Origin of the sequence: Chitinophaga sp. S165, assembly GCF_003182155.1 — a bacterium.
Lineage (GTDB): Bacteria > Bacteroidota > Bacteroidia > Chitinophagales > Chitinophagaceae > Chitinophaga.
In genome coordinates, this window is sequence record NZ_QGTG01000012.1 from 105,421 (window position 1) to 121,718 (window position 16,298).

Below are 16,298 nucleotides of genomic sequence, written 5' to 3' on the forward strand. Positions count from 1 at the left end.
CGGCATGGCCCGGTATCTCTTTACTTACATCGGCAATATCGTGTTCGTCGTTCCATAGCGATATTGTTATCGATGTAGCTCTGCTGTTCTGTTATGCAATAAAGATTTTGTCCGCAAATGAGGGTCAGTATTTCCGTAAATGAGGCGGTAATTTACAGTCCTCGTACGAAATTACAGGAGTCAACAAACTTATACCTCAAATTTCCTCATCCCCAGATGCGAACATATAATCTATAATCATTAAGTACTATGCAGACTGAATATAACAGGCTCGCTGATATCAAGCGATTAGAGTTTATCATAGACAGTTTAAAAAAACACCTTCCTGATGGCGCCGTTGTACTCGACGTAGGTTGTGGTAACGGGATCATTGCCCGCCAGCTTGGCCGCGAAGGATTCAATGTCTACGGCATTGACATCAGCACTAAAACAATTGAGAAAGCAAGAGCACTCACTGACCTTCCCAATGTCAGCTTTGACGTTATCAGTGCTGAAGAGCTTGTGGCTGATGGCAGGAAATACCACGCCATCATCTGCAGTGAAGTGCTCGAGCATCTTAATCAGCCTGAGAAGCTGTTAGATGTGCTGTATCAATCGCTTGCAGACGACGGTGTGCTCATAGTTACCGTACCTAATGGAATGGGGCCCAGGGAAGTACTGATAACAAAACCTGTTATTGCCTTACAGAAGAAAGACAACTGGGTATGGCGAAGCATACTGAAAATAAAATCTATGCTTGGTTATAAAGGCACTACTGTTCAATCAGATGCGGATGACCTGACCCACGTACAGTTCTTCAGTAAAAATTCTCTCGAAGTATTAGCACGTAAAACACGATTTAAGATCATCAGGTTTGGTAAAACAAACTTTATTGATGATGTTTTTCCTTTTTCTTTTTTCACCAAAAAGATAAAAATTCTGCAGAAATGGGATGGGGCACTTGCCGAAGTCCTTCCTTATCAACTGACTGGAAGTTTTGTAACAGTCTGGGAGAAAACTCCATAAGAAAAACAATATAATTTATTGGCAGAAAAACCCCGTTTCATAGGCTTTCAGGGCTATATTCTCGTGGTATTTACGTAACTTCGTATTACCTATACCCGTAATATAACCTATGAAAACCTTCAGTGTCCTATTCAACATACTGAAAACCATTCTCGTATCTTTATTGATCATGCTTCCGATTATAGCCAGGTCACAAACGATGCCGATATACCTGGAAAATCCATCTTTCGAAGGACAACCAACAATGAATGGAATTCCTGCTCCATGGTATCAGAGAGGTGTTAATTTGATTGCATATACATTACCGATGGGAGGCAATAATGAGATCCCCCCATCAGATGGAAAAACATATGCTGCATTACTGGCTGCGTCAGAAAATAATGCATCTGTAGGTCATCCTGTATGGACGTCTATCGGACAACAATTATCAAAGCCAATTGAAGCCGGCAGGGCTTACCTGATCTCTTTTGATATGGCATTGATGCCTGAGGATGATCGCAGTGATGAATCAGCTGCAACATCTACAGCACTGGCCATTCTGGGAAGCAGTTCTGAAAGCGATATCGGAGAAAGGATCTGGTTTTCAGATATCTGTTATGAAAGAAAATGGAACCGCTTCACGGCAGTATTAAAACCTAAAAAGACCTACACACATCTTCGTTTTGAACCTTATGTTACGGACTATGACGACACATGTTATGTGGTAACTTTCCTGGATAATATTTCGATGATCGAAGAAACGCTCAACTTTGATGTAAGCGCAGAGAATACATGTTATGGCCTGAACGATGGTAAAGTTGCTGTCACAATAAACAGCCTGGAAAAAGACACCTACACTTATCTATGGGAGCCAGGTGGTTATACTACACCATCAGTAGCCCATCTTCCTGCAGGAAAATATACTGTCACTGTGACAAGTGGTAAAGGCAACAGAAGATCTGAAAGTATTCAGGTAAAACAATGGGATATAAATATCGATGCTACAGTAACCGGCATTAGCTGTTATGGGGATACAGATGGAAGTATCCTGGTAAATGCAAGCGGAAGCTTAACCCCATATAAATATGCGCTGGTAGATCAGTTCCCTGACCAGGATACACCTGGCTTCAGTAATCTCCGCGCCAATTACTACACACTGAAAGTAACAGATAGTATGGGCTGTTATAAAATGGAAGGAATCAACATCGGCAATCCAGGTCTTTTACAGATAAAAGATCTCGTGGCAAAGCCGGTATCCTGTAGCAGTGTACAGGATGGTCAGCTCATCTTCACACCAACAGGAGGTACTATTCCTTATTCTTACAGCATTGCTGATACCGGATTTCAGAACGAGAACAGGTTCCATCACCTGGACGCAGGAAACTATCGATATACTGTCAGGGACAGTCATAACTGTATAGTAGAAGGCACTGCAACTGTCGAAAAAGAGTGGAGGGACTGCGCCGTTTACATGCCTACAGCTTTCAGCCCTAATGGAGATGGCAAGAATGACATTTTCAAGGCCAAAATGCAGGATGATGTAACCGGATTCAGATTAGCCGTTTATGGCCGCTGGGGACAGCTCGTCTTCGAAACATCCAATCCGGAGACTGGCTGGGACGGAAAACAAAAAGGACTTGACCTGCCGCCAGGAACTTACATCTGGGTGGCCGATTATACAGACAGCAAAAAACAGCCGACACGACAGCAGGGAACTGTCACTATGTTCAGATAAAATAAAATGATTGTGCTCCGATTGCAGTTAAATAGCGTAACTTGATAAGAGTTAATCTCTTAGCAAATGGAACTGGTAGTATTCGCAGCACTTCATTTTCAGCTGGACGCCCGGCCTTCCGGTGGAGAAACGGCAGATAACCGTCCTCCTTTGCAAACACTGCTTGACCTGATCAAAACAAAGCAGGGTTCGGCACAGGCATTACAGATCAATACAAGTCCCTACTCCTCACCGGTGCTGCCGCAGATAGCGGTTAGTCCGAGTATGACCCGCTACCTGAGTCATCTATCCGGCACTATGCAGGGTAATGACGCAACATGTGATTATGAGCTAAGCAATATTGTGGTAGAACTGCTGACGGAATACCAGGAAAAAGAAGCTTCTCCCGGCAACTCCGAAACTGCAGTAACTACTACCATGATGATCATACGGAATGAAGTGATGCTAAATCCCAACATTCACGAGCACAGCCTGCGGATACTAGCCAAAAAACACTTTATTAATGAGAAGACACTGAGCAGGGCATTTACCAAAGCATTCGGGATCAAGATCAGCGATTTTATATTGACGCAAGTCATGCAAAGGGCTAAATATCTCCTGGAAAATACAAAGAGAACAGTTGCAGATATTGCTGAAGAATTAGGGTATAGTAACAACTATAATTTTGCGCGTACGTTCAGGAACGTATATGGTATTTACCCTATGGAATGCCGTAAAAAGAATGCAGCAGCCAGTCAGTCTACATACTAAACTCTTCGTAGAACGCCTGTCTGGTTTTGGGATTATACCACAGATATTGCCAGAATTCATCCTCCTCCCCTGCTTTATATGGGATGAGTTTATCTATCGTGTCTTGTTTCCACCAATTGAACATTCCCGGATAGGATATTCCATGTAGTTCATCTTCTGCACATAATTGCAGACCATTCTTCTTCACGATCCTGTCAATCGTCGCCTGATCACAGCTAAATGACATTAGAACAGAATAATCGATCCCTATGAAATCGCCATAGGTATAAAGATTTTTCACATCACCTGTCAGCTCGATCTGCAAATGTTCCTTAAAACGTTTTTTATTATGCTCTGTGTCGGCATCATGAGCATTGTAAGTAGGAAATACCTGATCAATTTGTGCTGTCACCACATCATTGGAGCTGTTCAAAATCTGAGACCCTTTATTTTTGATCTTCCTGCAGGAAAGAACGGTCATTGACAATGACAAAAAGAAAAACGTCAACAATAACCGGACTGAATACTTTTTCATATGACAAATTGAAAGGGATACACAAATATCATTGCAAATGCTGCAACCTACCTGCTTCGCGCTTTAGCATAGTTCAATCATAGGCATGTTCCCGGAAGTAGAATTCACTGACTTTACAGTACAAATATACATATGAAAATTTAGAATATCACTAAGATATGGGGTCCTTTTTGCAAGATTTAATTTGACCTGACCCGCGCGAGTACTCAGGTATTATATTCCGGTATCATATTTGCTCAACTCTCTGTAATAAAGCATTATTTAAATGTTCACGAGACCAATACTCATACTGTCGCTCCTGTTTGCTTTCGTTATTTCTTGTACAATAAGTGCATGTACTTATCATGCTACTCCTCACGGAAACCCTCACGGTTTACCTCCCGGGCAAGCTAAAAAATTAACGGGTTCTAAATCCGCCAAACCTTATGCACCGGGTCAACAAAAAAAGAGATATTGATCTGTTTACCTGCTTTCCAGCAACACCCAGGGGCTGCTATCTTCGGAGAGAAGATCGCAATGAGCGCCATGTAGTTCATCTAGCTGTTCGAGATCACCACTCCACATAGCAAATCCCATCAGGTAATTTTCTCCCAGGTTAGTCCAGGTTGTATAATTATGCAGTAATTCTTTACCGAATTTCCTGATATGGGCAATCGCTTCGTCTCTGGAAAGGAAACCGGCGTCATACCCCCAACGGCAAAGATTAATAGCACGGCCGAGGTCCCAGGTCAGGGCATCGAGTTTGCACTTCTTGCCTTCAAAGCAACTGGCCTCTTCACGCAGGTGTTTATATCCATCTGAAATGTTGGATGCATAGAGGTCCACGGATATTTCATCTCCCTTGGCAGTGAACTCTTCCTGTAGTTTTTCCAACGCTGCCTGCCTTTCTCTTACAGGTAAAGTGGTCAGTATATGCCAGATAGGTTTGAAATAAACACGATGGCCATGGTTCACTAACCAGTCGATATTAGTGAGCAGTTTGTCTCTGGAATTGATATGCCATTCTCGTCTTAACATTCCTCTGATCTCATCCTGGTCGCCGTCTGTTTCTAAGGTATCCATCCGGTCTCCATGCAGATAAGCCAGATTAGCGCCACAGGCAATGTATTGCCTGTCATGCAGCGAAAGTGTTCCGTCTTCAGGTAGTTCGGGGGTATCATACTTTTCAGGTTGCATTTCACGTTCCTGCGTTGCCCGTAGAGCAATCTCCTTTGCCCGGCGATTCAATTTCATCAGTTTTACAATAACGAGCAGGATGTAAATGGCGGCTACGCTGCCGACGATTATGAACGTTTTCATGTGGAATTTTTAAATCTGACTCAGTTCGAAACCTGTTTTCTCTCCCCGATCTAAAGTAAATATGTTCTTACCTGTATATTAAAAAGTGCTTCCTGATCTTAGGGAATGATTGTTGTTCTCTTTATGCAATATCGCATTTTTAAAGGGAATATTCTATTAAAAGAAAAATCTATCTTTGCCATCACTAACATTTATGAATGTAATACAATCTCTTATGAAACAAGGCTTTTTTGCATGTATTGCAGCCGCACTTCTTTTAACCAGTACTGGTTGTGAAACCTCACAACAAATCCTGAACAATCTGCCATCCAATCTGCCTACTGCCGGAGGATTGAGTTCCGCACAGATCGCCGCCGGTCTGAAAGAAGCACTGACCATTGGCACACAGAACAGTGCAAATAAACTTTCTGCTGCCAACGGATTTTTTGCCAATGCAGCACTTAAAATCCTGATGCCTCCTGAAGCCCAGAAGGTAGAAAGCACCTTACGTAATGTTGGTCTGGGTAGTGTAGTTGATAAAGCCATCCTGTCTATGAACAGAGGTGCAGAAGAAGCTGCTAAATCCGCAGCCCCGATCTTCGTAAATGCTATCAAACAAATGACCATTACTGATGCCCTGGGCATTCTCAAAGGTGGTAATTCCGCCGCCACTAACTACTTCAAGGACAAAACCACCGCAGCACTTACCAGCGCATTCAAACCTGCTATCAGTGATGCGTTGAAGAAAGTGGACGCTACTAAATATTGGTCAGATCTTTTCACCGTATACAACAAATTCTCCTCTACTCCCGTTAATACCGACCTTACCGCTTATGTAACTGAAAAAGCGGTTGCCGGCATCTTCCAGGAAGTGGCGCTTGAAGAACAAAAGATCAGACAAGACCCTGCCGCCCGTGTAACCGACCTGCTGAAAACAGTATTTGGCAGCGCACAGGCACAAGCGCAAACACAAAAGAAATAATTACCTCACCAGGTAGAAAATAAAAATAGGCTGTCTCAAATTGAGCAGCCTATTTTCTTTTCATACAGCTTTTAGCATGTGTCATTCTAATGATCTGACCCGCTATTCTAATTTATAATACTTTCTAATCCTTCCGGAATGTGCCCTGGTCGACACGTTTCATAAACGAGATAAGTCCCGGATAATAATGTTTCTGGTCGTCCCAGCAGCTGAAATGGCTACCTTCCGGACAATAGACATTGCTCCCGTTCTGTACCTGTGTGCTCATCCACTTCATATGTTCGGGGTCCATGGTATCAAACTTTGCTCCTATGGTCAATGTCGGTACCTTGATCTTAGGAAGATCGCCGGTACGGTCCCAGTTAATAAGACGGCCACCTGGTTTGAACTCACTAGGCCCTTGCATGGTAACATAAACAGCCCCGTTAAGATGTTTGAAGGTCCTGTTCACGGCTTCCGGCCATTCAGGCAGTACACAGATATGTTTTTTGTAGTACTCAGTCATTACGAGCGATTGATATGTACTATCTCCGTACTGATTATTGTTTTCATATGTTTCCAGTGAATCGACCAGCGATTTTCTCATTTGCCCTCTCAGCACTTTGTTATACGCAGCATATGCGGTCATACTTGCCATCATATCTGAGATAATGAGACCTTTCAAATGCTGCTGGTATTTCAATGCATAGTCTATTGCAAGCATACCACCCCAGCTGTGTCCCAACAGGTAGAAGTTCGTGCTGTCAAGTTGTAATGCCTGACGTACCTGTTCTACTTCTTCGACATAATGTTCCATTGTCCACAAACTGCTGTCGTTAGGCTGTTCGCTATAGTAAGATTCCAGTTGGTCGTATTCGATCAGTTCAATGCCTTCCTTCGGCAGAAAGCTCTCGAAACATTCAAAGAATTCATGCGTTGCACCGGGGCCTCCATGCAGAAGTAATATTCTCATCCTCGGATTGTTGCCTATTCGTTTTGTCCACACATGAAATTTACCTTTAGGCGTTTCTATCTCCACCATTTTAACACCGCCAGTCTGGACACCTGAATCATGGGGTGTAAAATATTGTTCATAACTGGTATTATTCGGTTGTTGATTACATGCGGCAAAGAGCACTACCAACAGATAAACAAGATTTTTCATTAGTCGCTGTTTAAGTTTAGAGCTATGTCTGTATTTACAGATCGCGAAGGTCAGCAGAAATACGCTTGCTACATATCCCCGAATGAGGGGATTTTCACTAAACACCTATCCCCTGATCCGTTGACAGAAAAGGATTACACCAACATGCAACGTAAGAAAAACCAGTAATAAAAGGCCGGTGGCTTACACAAATGGAAGGATCAGTTCTTCCTTTGGATTTAATAACGAACTGATAAAAGACAAACTTTCCCGCGCTGCAAGTGTCAATAATCCTTTTACCCAATATCGTTACAACCGCACTACGCTGTCTGGTATATTATTCGAACAAAATACCAGCACACAGGAATACTTCCGTACGGTGAACATGAGCATCAATTACAATTTCGGCAAACTCAAGCAGGGTATTAAGAAGAATAAACGCGGCATTAAAAATGATGATGGCAACTAATTTATGAGATAGCGTCAGGCGTCAGAACCGATCTGCATATTAGTTTGTATCTTTAAAGGACTACATTGTAGGAATACGTAAACAGAAACGACGATCTCATGAAATTCAGGAAATTAGGTAACACAGACGTCCTGTTATCAGCAATAGGACTGGGCTGCATGGGAATGAACCATGCATATGGCGAAGCAAATGATATTGAATCCATCGCCACACTGGAAAGAGCGCTTGAACTGGGCATCAACTTCTGGGACACGGCTGACATTTATGCCAACGGGAAAAACGAAGAACTGGTAGCGAAAGTCCTTAAGCCAAACAGATCAAAGATATTTATTGCTACCAAATTCGGGTTCACCTTCGATGGCCAGTCTTCAGCCTTCAACGGGTCTCCCGCTTATATGAAAAAAGCAGTAACAGACAGTCTCAGAAGGTTACAGACGGACGTCATAGATCTTTATTATGTGCATCGTGTTGATCCGAACGTGCCCATTGAAGAAACAGTAGGCGCTATGGCGGACCTCGTGAAGGAAGGAAAAGTACGCTACCTGGGATTGTCCGAAGCCGGAGTAGGCTCTATCCGTAAAGCACATGCCGTACATCCCATTTCAGCATTACAGAGCGAATACTCTCTTCTGACGCGTGATGTAGAGAAAAACATCATTCCAGTCTGCAAAGAGCTAAAGATATCCTTTGTTCCATTTAGTCCACTGGCGCGTGGCCTTGTCACAAATACACTCGATGTTAATACGCTGAAAGAAAACGATTTCAGGAAATCCTTACCACGGTACCAGGCTGAATACGCAGAAAATAATAAGAACCTTGCGGAGGAATTTGCAACATTGGCTGGCAACAAAAACTGTACAGCAGCACAGCTGGCATTAGCATGGGTGTTAAACCAGGGTGAAGACATTATTCCGATACCCGGTACCAAACGAAGAAAATATCTTGAAGAAAATGCAGGAGCGGTAGATATTACCCTCTCTTCTTCAGATAAACAACAGATTGAAGATCTGCTGGAGAAATATCCAAACACAGGTAACAGATACAGCGAAGCACAGGAAAAAATGGTTGATAAAAGTTAATAAGAGGCGCCGTTGGCTATAGCTGATCAAACAGATAATCCAACGGCGCTTCTTCGAGTACTATCCTGTTAACATTTTTGCCTTCCTGTTCCCACTTCACAAGACGAATAAATCCTCCTGCGATCTCTATGCCTGTAATATCACCGTCACTAAAACAACAACAACCTGTATTGAAATAACTGGGGCTCACCATTGTTTTTACATAGTGCTTTCCTGCATACTCCGCTTTTCGCTTTTCCAAAGCTGCCTGCAATGCTTTCGTTTCCTCTTCATTCTTTTGCGCTGTTGCCTTGAGCAGCTGTTTGGTAAGCCTGTCAATATGATCCATAGAAGCAAACACCGGCTTATGCGTATGTCCTGATATCAACAATGTCTTTTTGTATTGCTGGCTCCATTCATACATAATGACATTATGTTCATCCACCAGGTCAAAATTATCAGAGAGCGTATCCAGCTTAACGTCAAACATACGTTGCACAGGCGTCCAGATAGCAGCTACAAACCATTTGCTAAACGCATTCCCATCACTTCTAAGATCGCCCTGATGACCATGTGCCAGAAAGATCGTTTCATCAGCCTCTTTATACTTCATCTTCAGTATAAGCCCCTCATAAACTTTCAATCCTTTTCCGAATATTGGTTTAAGATACTGATCTCTCGGTACCTGGTAGTTCCACTCCAGATCATGATTCCCAACTATTCTGTAGTAGCGGTCCTGTTGCAGAAAACGGGCCTCTTCCAACAATGCGTCCTTATTCTTTTCCACGACTACCGATGGCTTACTCTCCCATAGTTCCTCACAATCTCCCAGATTTACCAATGTAAATCCATTCTCATTATAATAACGTAAAGCGGCAAGATAAGAGGCTTCGGCCAACATAAAGTCATCTGCGCCATCCTTACTCCCTTTGTGTTGATCTGAAAATATAATGATGGATGTAGTTGCATAATCGCATGTTATTATGAGCCCCTTGTCCTTCTTCCCATCACATATTTGTTTATATAACTGCGTTAACGACTCGAACACTAACTTCTTATCCGGCCTTGATGAAACTGAGTTTGACAATCGTACGATGATGTTCCTTATAAATTTCTTCATATAACTAATGGCTAAGATTGCTTATCGTTCTGGCATAGTTTTCAGGGAACTAAGTAAAACATAAAACAATGAACCACAAAACATTTTATATCACCTATAATGGGGAGAAAACCCGGGTAGACGTTGACGAGACCTCCGGTACACGAGCATTCCTTGTGTATGTGTCGGGCGAAGACGGACATCTGAACATCAGCATTAAAACAGACGGGAATGGGAATGAGAACTGGTATGAAGGGGAACAGCCTACGCCCCGCGCAAAAGAGATCGGGGAGTTGATTGAACTGGAAACCATGTGATCAGATCCGCTGAAAATCTGCCGGCCCTACCAGATACCATTCTCCGTCCAGTTCAAATACATCTCCCGGTGCTACAGACCGTGTACCTTCCGCCACAGCGGTATCGGGCGTCACCTCAGTTCTGGCCGTCCAGGGTTGATCCGCATTTTGACAAAGCTCGAAAGCTTCGCGCAGATCATTGACGTCTACATCTGCAACATGCTGCAGATTTTCAATCTTTACTTCATTACCAGTCAATGGGAAATCCAGCGTATAATCAGGATTAAAATATACACGTACCATATTAATGCTTTTCCATTTTATCTTCTGCTTCCTCCTGATCGTCTGCATCAGGGACATCTTCAATATTCCCTGCTTCCTTTATATATCTTTCTGCTCTTTCATCAATGGGCTGCTGCCCTTCTGTTTTTTGATCATTGGTTTCCTGATCAGTCCTTTTTTGTTGATCCTGGTTCGATTTATCTGGCATCTTTACAAGTTTAGACTTTTTCAGCAACAAAAAGGATTCCAATTAAAATCGCCGGTTCCCTTTCGACTTTAACATTTCTTTTACGGGTTACCTTTTACCAGTTTATGGTATAAAATGTAAACACCATTTTATGCGCCGTCCCCTATATTATATAGCACCAGTGCTACTGGTAGCTGCATGCTCTGCTGGTCCGTCCAGCTATATCAAAGAAGAGGATTCACCCGCTGCGACAGCCGATTCCACGAACTTTTCCAATGACATTACAGCACTTAATTCTCCTTCCCGGAAAAGGGTTAGGACAGCAGATGTCCGGTGCCGTGTTAACAACGTGTTCAATGCTGTATCAGTTATGGAGCACACCGTTCTTGGCGTAAATGGTATGATTGCAGAAAGCACTATGCAAAATGAATTAGGCCAAATACAGGATGTGCCTTATTCTGCAGATTCGCTAAAGCGCGTACAGTTGTATACACCTACAGCTAACCTTACTTTGCGTATCCCCGTAGCAAGTCTCGATTCTGTTGTACACACGCTGACATCAATGGCCACGTTTATTGATTCCCGTACACTAAAAGAAGACGACAGAACACTGCTTTATCTGCGTAATGCGCTGAAAAATGATGCGCCGGCACCTGCTGCTATAAATCCCGCAGCAAAGGGTACTACATTAGACGTTGTTACCTACAAGGACGAACAACATGACGCAGCTACCGATCGTAGAATTGAGAACCTGGCTATTCTGGATGATGTACACTATGCCACTTTCTCTGTTCAGCTATTTCAGTCGGAGCGTGCAGACATACAGGTGGTCGTTAATCCGGAACGTATTACCAGGGCCGGGTTTGGTACAAGAATATTAACAGCGCTGGCTACAGGAGCCAACGTGCTAAGCAATCTTTTCCTATTCATTCTTTCCTGCTGGCCATTCGTTATAGTGTTAATCGCTGCTTGGTTCGGTTACCGTAAGATCGCCGTAAAGAACTAATATGCTTCCAAAGTGTCCTGTGATCGGGACACTTTTTTAGGTTGTTTGTAAAGATGACTTTCATCATATTCTGATAGATAGTGTCATCTTACATTCACACCATGTAAACTATTACCATGAACAATTTATTCCGTACCTGTGCCTTGCTGCTGCTGTTAGCGAGCTGCAACTCTTTGCCGTCGCTACCACCCCTGCCGGCAATGCTTAATACAACCAAACTTCCTTCTCAATTACTGAACATCAATACAGAAAGGGACACCACATTAACGCTCAAAGGAGGTACCGTCATCACTATTCCTGCAAATGCATTAAAAGCGGAAGATGGTATAGCACGGCTGGAAGTGAAAGAAGCGCTCACTATTGAGCAGATATTAATTGCCGGTTTGCGTACACAAAGTAATGGAGCACCCTTGCAAAGTGGAGGTATGATCTATATCGATGCCGCTAAAGATGCAAAGGTCAGCATACTTAAACCCATTCAGATACAGGTCCCCACTAACACGATCGTTGATGGCATGCAACTGTATAAAGGAGAAGTCGAAAAGAATGGTATTAACTGGGTAGATCCACAACCCTTGTCCGCTAAAACCGATACTGCTATTGCGCCCACTGCGTCAGCAGCACCTGTAACACCGGATCTCGCTACAGGCAACGCGCAAAAAGGAAGGGTACTATTTTACCAAAATTGTGCAGCCTGTCACAATGTACATAAAACAGTTATCGGCCCCGCCTTAAAGGGAGTAATGCAGCGCTGGAACAATGATACATCAGCCGTTTATAGCTTCATCCATAACAGCGGCGCCATGATTGCAAGCGGTCATCCCTATGCTGTCAAGCTTTTTCATGAGTATGGCAAAGTAGTCATGCCGGGATTTCCTTCTTTTACATATTATGATGTCAAAGATATACTAGCATATATACAAGACCCTATCTGTTACGCACCCGCACAATCTCAACCGGATAGTTGCCAGTACTATTGCGAAATGTTGAATATGGCCTATAATACTTATGATGAGGACCAGTTCATAAAGATAACAAACTCTTTCGCAGATACAGCGAACGAGCTCTTAACCGGCAGCGAACTAACAGATACCACAGATTGGACAGATACAACTGATCTGGCAGAAATAGTTCCCGTCACGCCTGATGTACCTATTCCAAACTTTGTCATTCCAAAGTTTAACAGATCTTATTACTATAATATTGAGATCGACAAATTCGGATGGTATAATCTGGACATGTTATTAAAAATGGACAATGAGGTTTTTCAAAGTGAATTGAGCATCGATATCCAGGAAACGGAAGAACAAAGCATTTCGGTATTCCTGATTATACCCTCCCACAAAATAATGGTGGAAGGAGGATATCTGAAAGATGGTAAGCTGTATGGATTTGATGACGAAGATGGCATCACTTCTCTTCCCCAGGGTGTTAAAGCCTATATTGTAGCGATCGGAGAGAACAAATACAAACCTGAACTGTATTTCGGCCGTACGACTTTCATTACATCGAAAAAGCAGGCACTTCATCTCACCCTGGAAGTTTCATCTGAAGCAGATATACAAAAGCAGATCGCAACGCTGCAGCTACCCGATTTTTTGATGAAGACCAATAAAAAAGAAGTTAGCGCCCAAATGCAGGCACTAAGGCAGGAGGCCTTACGGATACAGGCTGACGCTTTGAATGCGCCCTGCGATTGTGGAGGCTACGGAGATACATCTTCCGCCTTGTTACAAGCCAACAACTCGTCCTTTGAAGCTATCTACAACTGAGAGGACAACACCAGAAAGACACCCCGTTAAATAATCAGAACCCGGCTAAAAGCAAACAAGCTTTTAGCCGGGTTCTTCTCTCCGCCCCACACAACAACCTAAAAGCCATCAACTTACATTTTTCCTATCCCATTTTATGGAATCCAATTTCTTCCCGCATCATACAGCCGGAACATGGACCAGCGGAATTACTATATTTATATCACCTAAAATCTGATACCTTGAAATGTACTCTACTCCTTCTCTTATTCCCTGCCCTCGCATTTGCACAGGTCAAACAGAATGTTGAACCTGTAATATCCTGGGATTATATGGAGCAGGTAAGAACGCTCAGAGGTAGCATAGACCCTGTAGATTCTGTCAGTAATAGCAGAAATGTGCTTCTGAAGCTGAAAAGCCAGTTCTATCCGGGTATCCCAATCAAGCGCGTAAAAACATCTGGTGAATACGTGCATATATTGCCACAATCCACACGTTATATTTCTCTTTCAACCACATATAACGGAACAATAGAGATTAAAACCCATAACCGGTTGCCGGAATTGCAAACAGATTACGTACAGGGCCGTTCACTTAACGGAGCCGCCACCTGGAGAGGCCCTGAAACCAGAGAACTGTTTAGTTTTGGTCCCGACATCCACACACTTGAATTTGACGGAAGCAACTATGCCTACGACCAGAACGGCAGATTGATACCGATAGGCACAGGTAATGGGAAACCTGCCACAGTATATAATAACAGCATTTTCAGAACTGCTGTCGCTCACTCCCACCAGTTAAAGGTAAATGGGGAGCTATTCAGATATGGCAAACGTACCTGGAACTTTGGTTTAAAGCTGGGGCAGAACAACGAAAGCACGATCATCAAAGAAAATAAAAGTAAATCCCATACCCTGGGAGCCGACATCGGTACAAGCATCAAATGGTTAACGGTTAAAGGCTCCTACCTATATAACAATCACACGCTTTCAAACGGTAACCGGGCTGGTTTTCTGAACAGAGCTTACCAGAATGCACTGCTGACGCCTTCGTCTTTCAGTAATGCACAAGGCACATTGATAGGGACCGTACAACGTAGCTATAGTAGTATGGCCGATAATCCCCTGTTCCTGTTAAAAGACAATGACAACCGCTACCGCTTTACTGAACAAAATGCCTCCCTCCTTTTAAACCTGGTTTCCGGGACATTCAACGTTAAACTCACCCAATCCCTCCAACATGTGCAGGAGAAAACAATTGAGAGTTATAAACCCGGCACCGCAGAATGGATTACCGGCATGTATACAGACAGGAAAAAAAGAGACCTTAACTATCTGTTACAACTACAGGGTGTTTACAACGTTCAACACAATATTGACGACCTGAATTCCGAATTGGCGGTCTACTATACCTATGGCAATGCGAACACCCGTATAAGGTATAAACCGGATGAAAGTCTGTATAATTATCAGCGGTCCTCGCAAGATATATTCCTCAACCTGCACAATCAATTTACTTGGGACAATGCTCAGTTGAAGGTTAATACTGGAAATAAAGCGTACTTGTCAAACACGGCATCAGAGAATCTCTTTCTCTTACCGGCAATTGATGCCCGCCTGGTATTAGTGAATATACTCCCCAGGTTTGTCGTGAATGTATTATCCTCCTATCATGAAACAAGCAGTGAAGCCCCCATTGATAAATCAATGGCCTATACCAATCTGCTCCACTATACTCCAGGCAATGTATTCAGCTATCGTCCTGTTATAGAAATATCGGGTTATAATGACCTGACGCCGGTCAATCACAGAGAATGGGACGGAGGATTCAGCCTGGTCTATAATTCACGGTTTGAATTCAGCGCCAATGCTTACATAAAGAATACCCGTAATGACGTCTTCCCTGTTTTCGGGAATGGAACGCTTCACCTGAAGAACATGGCTGACCTGCAAACTAAAGGCATTGAGCTTTCACTGCAAGCCTACCAAAGGAACTATATCGGGAACGTCGCCCTTGCCGGTACCTTCTCATTCTTTGCTTACAACAGCAGGGTAACCAGGGTTAATGAAGAAGATAACTATACGCCGATAGCTGGTTTCAGCAATGTACATAAAGCCATTGTACAGGGACAACCACTTGGCGTGATCATGGGGAATGCGTATTTAAAAGATGCTTCCGGCAACGTAGTGATCGGTAACGATGGCTTTCCCCTTACAAACCCTACCCCACAGATCATTGGTAACCCGATACCTGACTTTGTAGTAAAGTTCAGTAATACAGCCAAATGGAAGAACTCAACACTACAGATAAACTGGGAGTGGAAAAAAGGTGGTGAAACCTGGAATGGTACACAGGCTGCACTGGACTACTATGGCAGATCTGCTACTACCGGCACACAGAGGATGATTACAAATTATGTGTTCCAGGGCGTACAACAGAATGGTCATGTAAACGATATTCCCGTCAGCTTTTACGACGCAGCCCAGCCAGTTGAAAAAAATCGCTGGATCAGATACGGCTTATCCGGCGTAGCAGAAGCATATGTGCAGAAAACGGATTATCTAAGGCTAAACAACATTTCGCTTGCTCAAAAGTTCAATCTCAATCGCAGACAACAGGTGCTCACCCTCTCAGCATATGTGACCAATATCCTGCTATGGTCGCCTTACAAGGGAGCAGATCCTGATCAGCTGTTGTTTGATCAGCCCAATACCTCAGGTCTGGACTTTTTCAACCTGCCTGCACTGAAGACCTATGGACTTAACGTTTCACTCCAATTTTAAG

At 43.3% G+C, this 16,298-nt stretch carries 16 protein-coding genes; 10 read left to right on the forward strand and 6 right to left on the reverse strand.

Annotation, left to right across the window (positions count from 1 at the left end; translation table 11 throughout):
- The first annotated feature begins 249 nt into the window (after positions 1 to 249).
- The 3 genes from C7475_RS29770 (at position 250) to C7475_RS29780 (ending at position 3,469) form a co-directional block, all read left to right on the forward strand.
- Complete coding sequence (locus C7475_RS29770; RefSeq protein ID WP_110057085.1) at positions 250 to 1,005, forward strand: bifunctional 2-polyprenyl-6-hydroxyphenol methylase/3-demethylubiquinol 3-O-methyltransferase UbiG; 756 nt, start codon at positions 250 to 252, stop codon at positions 1,003 to 1,005.
- A gap of 109 nt (positions 1,006 to 1,114) precedes the next feature.
- Positions 1,115 to 2,719 (forward strand): gliding motility-associated C-terminal domain-containing protein, encoded by a 1,605-nt coding sequence (locus C7475_RS29775; protein ID WP_110057086.1) that lies wholly within the window; start codon positions 1,115 to 1,117, stop codon positions 2,717 to 2,719.
- A 66-nt stretch (positions 2,720 to 2,785) separates the two neighbouring features.
- On the forward strand, positions 2,786 to 3,469 hold the full coding sequence (locus C7475_RS29780; protein WP_110057087.1) for an AraC family transcriptional regulator: 684 nt from the start codon (positions 2,786 to 2,788) through the stop codon (positions 3,467 to 3,469).
- On the opposite strand, the gene C7475_RS29785 is transcribed toward C7475_RS29780, so the two are convergent.
- Together C7475_RS29785 and C7475_RS29795 are read right to left on the reverse strand one after the other, a co-directional pair.
- Positions 3,459 to 3,983, reverse strand: coding sequence for a hypothetical protein (locus C7475_RS29785; protein WP_146217703.1), 525 nt, complete (start codon positions 3,981 to 3,983; stop codon positions 3,459 to 3,461). The two genes, C7475_RS29780 and C7475_RS29785, sit on opposite strands and share 11 nt — an antisense overlap.
- A gap of 462 nt (positions 3,984 to 4,445) precedes the next feature.
- A complete protein-coding gene (locus tag C7475_RS29795) occupies positions 4,446 to 5,282 on the reverse strand; it encodes a DUF1266 domain-containing protein (protein ID WP_110057090.1) in 837 nt (278 codons plus the stop codon).
- A 214-nt stretch (positions 5,283 to 5,496) separates the two neighbouring features.
- Here C7475_RS29795 and C7475_RS29800 point away from each other — a divergent pair, with 214 nt between their 5' ends.
- On the forward strand, positions 5,497 to 6,243 hold the full coding sequence (locus tag C7475_RS29800) for a DUF4197 domain-containing protein (RefSeq protein ID WP_110057091.1): 747 nt from the start codon (positions 5,497 to 5,499) through the stop codon (positions 6,241 to 6,243).
- A 124-nt stretch (positions 6,244 to 6,367) separates the two neighbouring features.
- On the opposite strand, the gene C7475_RS29805 is transcribed toward C7475_RS29800, so the two are convergent.
- On the reverse strand, positions 6,368 to 7,387 hold the full coding sequence (locus tag C7475_RS29805; protein ID WP_110057092.1) for a proline iminopeptidase-family hydrolase: 1,020 nt from the start codon (positions 7,385 to 7,387) through the stop codon (positions 6,368 to 6,370).
- 178 nt (positions 7,388 to 7,565) lie between these two features.
- On the opposite strand from C7475_RS29805, the gene C7475_RS29810 reads away from it, so the two are divergent.
- Complete coding sequence (locus C7475_RS29810; protein WP_158286653.1) at positions 7,566 to 7,835, forward strand: outer membrane beta-barrel protein; 270 nt, start codon at positions 7,566 to 7,568, stop codon at positions 7,833 to 7,835.
- A 98-nt stretch (positions 7,836 to 7,933) separates the two neighbouring features.
- Complete coding sequence (locus C7475_RS29815; RefSeq protein WP_110057094.1) at positions 7,934 to 8,914, forward strand: aldo/keto reductase; 981 nt, start codon at positions 7,934 to 7,936, stop codon at positions 8,912 to 8,914.
- Positions 8,915 to 8,930: 16 nt separating this feature from the next.
- On the opposite strand, the gene C7475_RS29820 is transcribed toward C7475_RS29815, so the two are convergent.
- Entirely contained in the window at positions 8,931 to 10,013 is a 1,083-nt protein-coding gene (locus C7475_RS29820; protein ID WP_110057095.1) for a metallophosphoesterase, read from the reverse strand.
- 68 nt (positions 10,014 to 10,081) lie between these two features.
- Here C7475_RS29820 and C7475_RS29825 point away from each other — a divergent pair, with 68 nt between their 5' ends.
- Positions 10,082 to 10,309: a hypothetical protein gene (locus C7475_RS29825; protein ID WP_110057096.1), complete on the forward strand. Its 228-nt coding sequence runs from the start codon at positions 10,082 to 10,084 to the stop codon at positions 10,307 to 10,309.
- Here C7475_RS29825 and C7475_RS29830 read toward each other — a convergent pair whose 3' ends face one another.
- Together C7475_RS29830 and C7475_RS29835 are read right to left on the reverse strand one after the other, a co-directional pair.
- Positions 10,310 to 10,591 carry a hypothetical protein gene (locus C7475_RS29830; RefSeq protein WP_110057097.1) on the reverse strand — a complete coding sequence of 94 codons (282 nt, stop codon included), beginning with the start codon at positions 10,589 to 10,591 and terminating at the stop codon, positions 10,310 to 10,312.
- Between the two features lies 1 nt (position 10,592).
- The gene (locus tag C7475_RS29835; protein WP_158286654.1) at positions 10,593 to 10,808 is read right to left on the reverse strand and encodes a hypothetical protein; all 216 of its coding nucleotides are present in this window, start codon (positions 10,806 to 10,808) and stop codon (positions 10,593 to 10,595) included.
- A 100-nt stretch (positions 10,809 to 10,908) separates the two neighbouring features.
- Between C7475_RS29835 and C7475_RS29840 the strand changes: the two genes are divergently transcribed.
- From C7475_RS29840 to C7475_RS29850, 3 genes are all read left to right on the forward strand, one after another.
- On the forward strand, positions 10,909 to 11,763 hold the full coding sequence (locus C7475_RS29840; RefSeq protein WP_110057099.1) for a DUF4349 domain-containing protein: 855 nt from the start codon (positions 10,909 to 10,911) through the stop codon (positions 11,761 to 11,763).
- A 116-nt stretch (positions 11,764 to 11,879) separates the two neighbouring features.
- The gene (locus tag C7475_RS29845; RefSeq protein WP_233260014.1) at positions 11,880 to 13,535 is read left to right on the forward strand and encodes a c-type cytochrome; all 1,656 of its coding nucleotides are present in this window, start codon (positions 11,880 to 11,882) and stop codon (positions 13,533 to 13,535) included.
- 221 nt (positions 13,536 to 13,756) lie between these two features.
- Positions 13,757 to 16,297, forward strand: a complete 2,541-nt coding sequence (locus tag C7475_RS29850; RefSeq protein ID WP_146217705.1) for a hypothetical protein — start codon at positions 13,757 to 13,759, stop codon at positions 16,295 to 16,297.
- Position 16,298: the final 1 nt, after the last annotated feature.

What these genes read in the sequence shown, in the direction of transcription:
- C7475_RS29770 (WP_110057085.1), top strand. Translation starts at nt 250, where the DNA reads ATGCAGACTGAATATAACAGGCTCGCTGATATCAAGCGATTAGAGTTT.
- C7475_RS29775 (WP_110057086.1), top strand. Translation starts at nt 1,115, where the DNA reads ATGAAAACCTTCAGTGTCCTATTCAACATACTGAAAACCATTCTCGTA.
- C7475_RS29780 (WP_110057087.1), top strand. Translation starts at nt 2,786, where the DNA reads ATGGAACTGGTAGTATTCGCAGCACTTCATTTTCAGCTGGACGCCCGG.
- C7475_RS29785 (WP_146217703.1), bottom strand. Translation starts at nt 3,983, where the DNA reads ATGAAAAAGTATTCAGTCCGGTTATTGTTGACGTTTTTCTTTTTGTCA.
- C7475_RS29795 (WP_110057090.1), bottom strand. Translation starts at nt 5,282, where the DNA reads ATGAAAACGTTCATAATCGTCGGCAGCGTAGCCGCCATTTACATCCTG.
- C7475_RS29800 (WP_110057091.1), top strand. Translation starts at nt 5,497, where the DNA reads ATGAAACAAGGCTTTTTTGCATGTATTGCAGCCGCACTTCTTTTAACC.
- C7475_RS29805 (WP_110057092.1), bottom strand. Translation starts at nt 7,387, where the DNA reads ATGAAAAATCTTGTTTATCTGTTGGTAGTGCTCTTTGCCGCATGTAAT.
- C7475_RS29815 (WP_110057094.1), top strand. Translation starts at nt 7,934, where the DNA reads ATGAAATTCAGGAAATTAGGTAACACAGACGTCCTGTTATCAGCAATA.
- C7475_RS29820 (WP_110057095.1), bottom strand. Translation starts at nt 10,013, where the DNA reads ATGAAGAAATTTATAAGGAACATCATCGTACGATTGTCAAACTCAGTT.
- C7475_RS29825 (WP_110057096.1), top strand. Translation starts at nt 10,082, where the DNA reads ATGAACCACAAAACATTTTATATCACCTATAATGGGGAGAAAACCCGG.
- C7475_RS29830 (WP_110057097.1), bottom strand. Translation starts at nt 10,591, where the DNA reads ATGGTACGTGTATATTTTAATCCTGATTATACGCTGGATTTCCCATTG.
- C7475_RS29840 (WP_110057099.1), top strand. Translation starts at nt 10,909, where the DNA reads ATGCGCCGTCCCCTATATTATATAGCACCAGTGCTACTGGTAGCTGCA.
- C7475_RS29845 (WP_233260014.1), top strand. Translation starts at nt 11,880, where the DNA reads ATGAACAATTTATTCCGTACCTGTGCCTTGCTGCTGCTGTTAGCGAGC.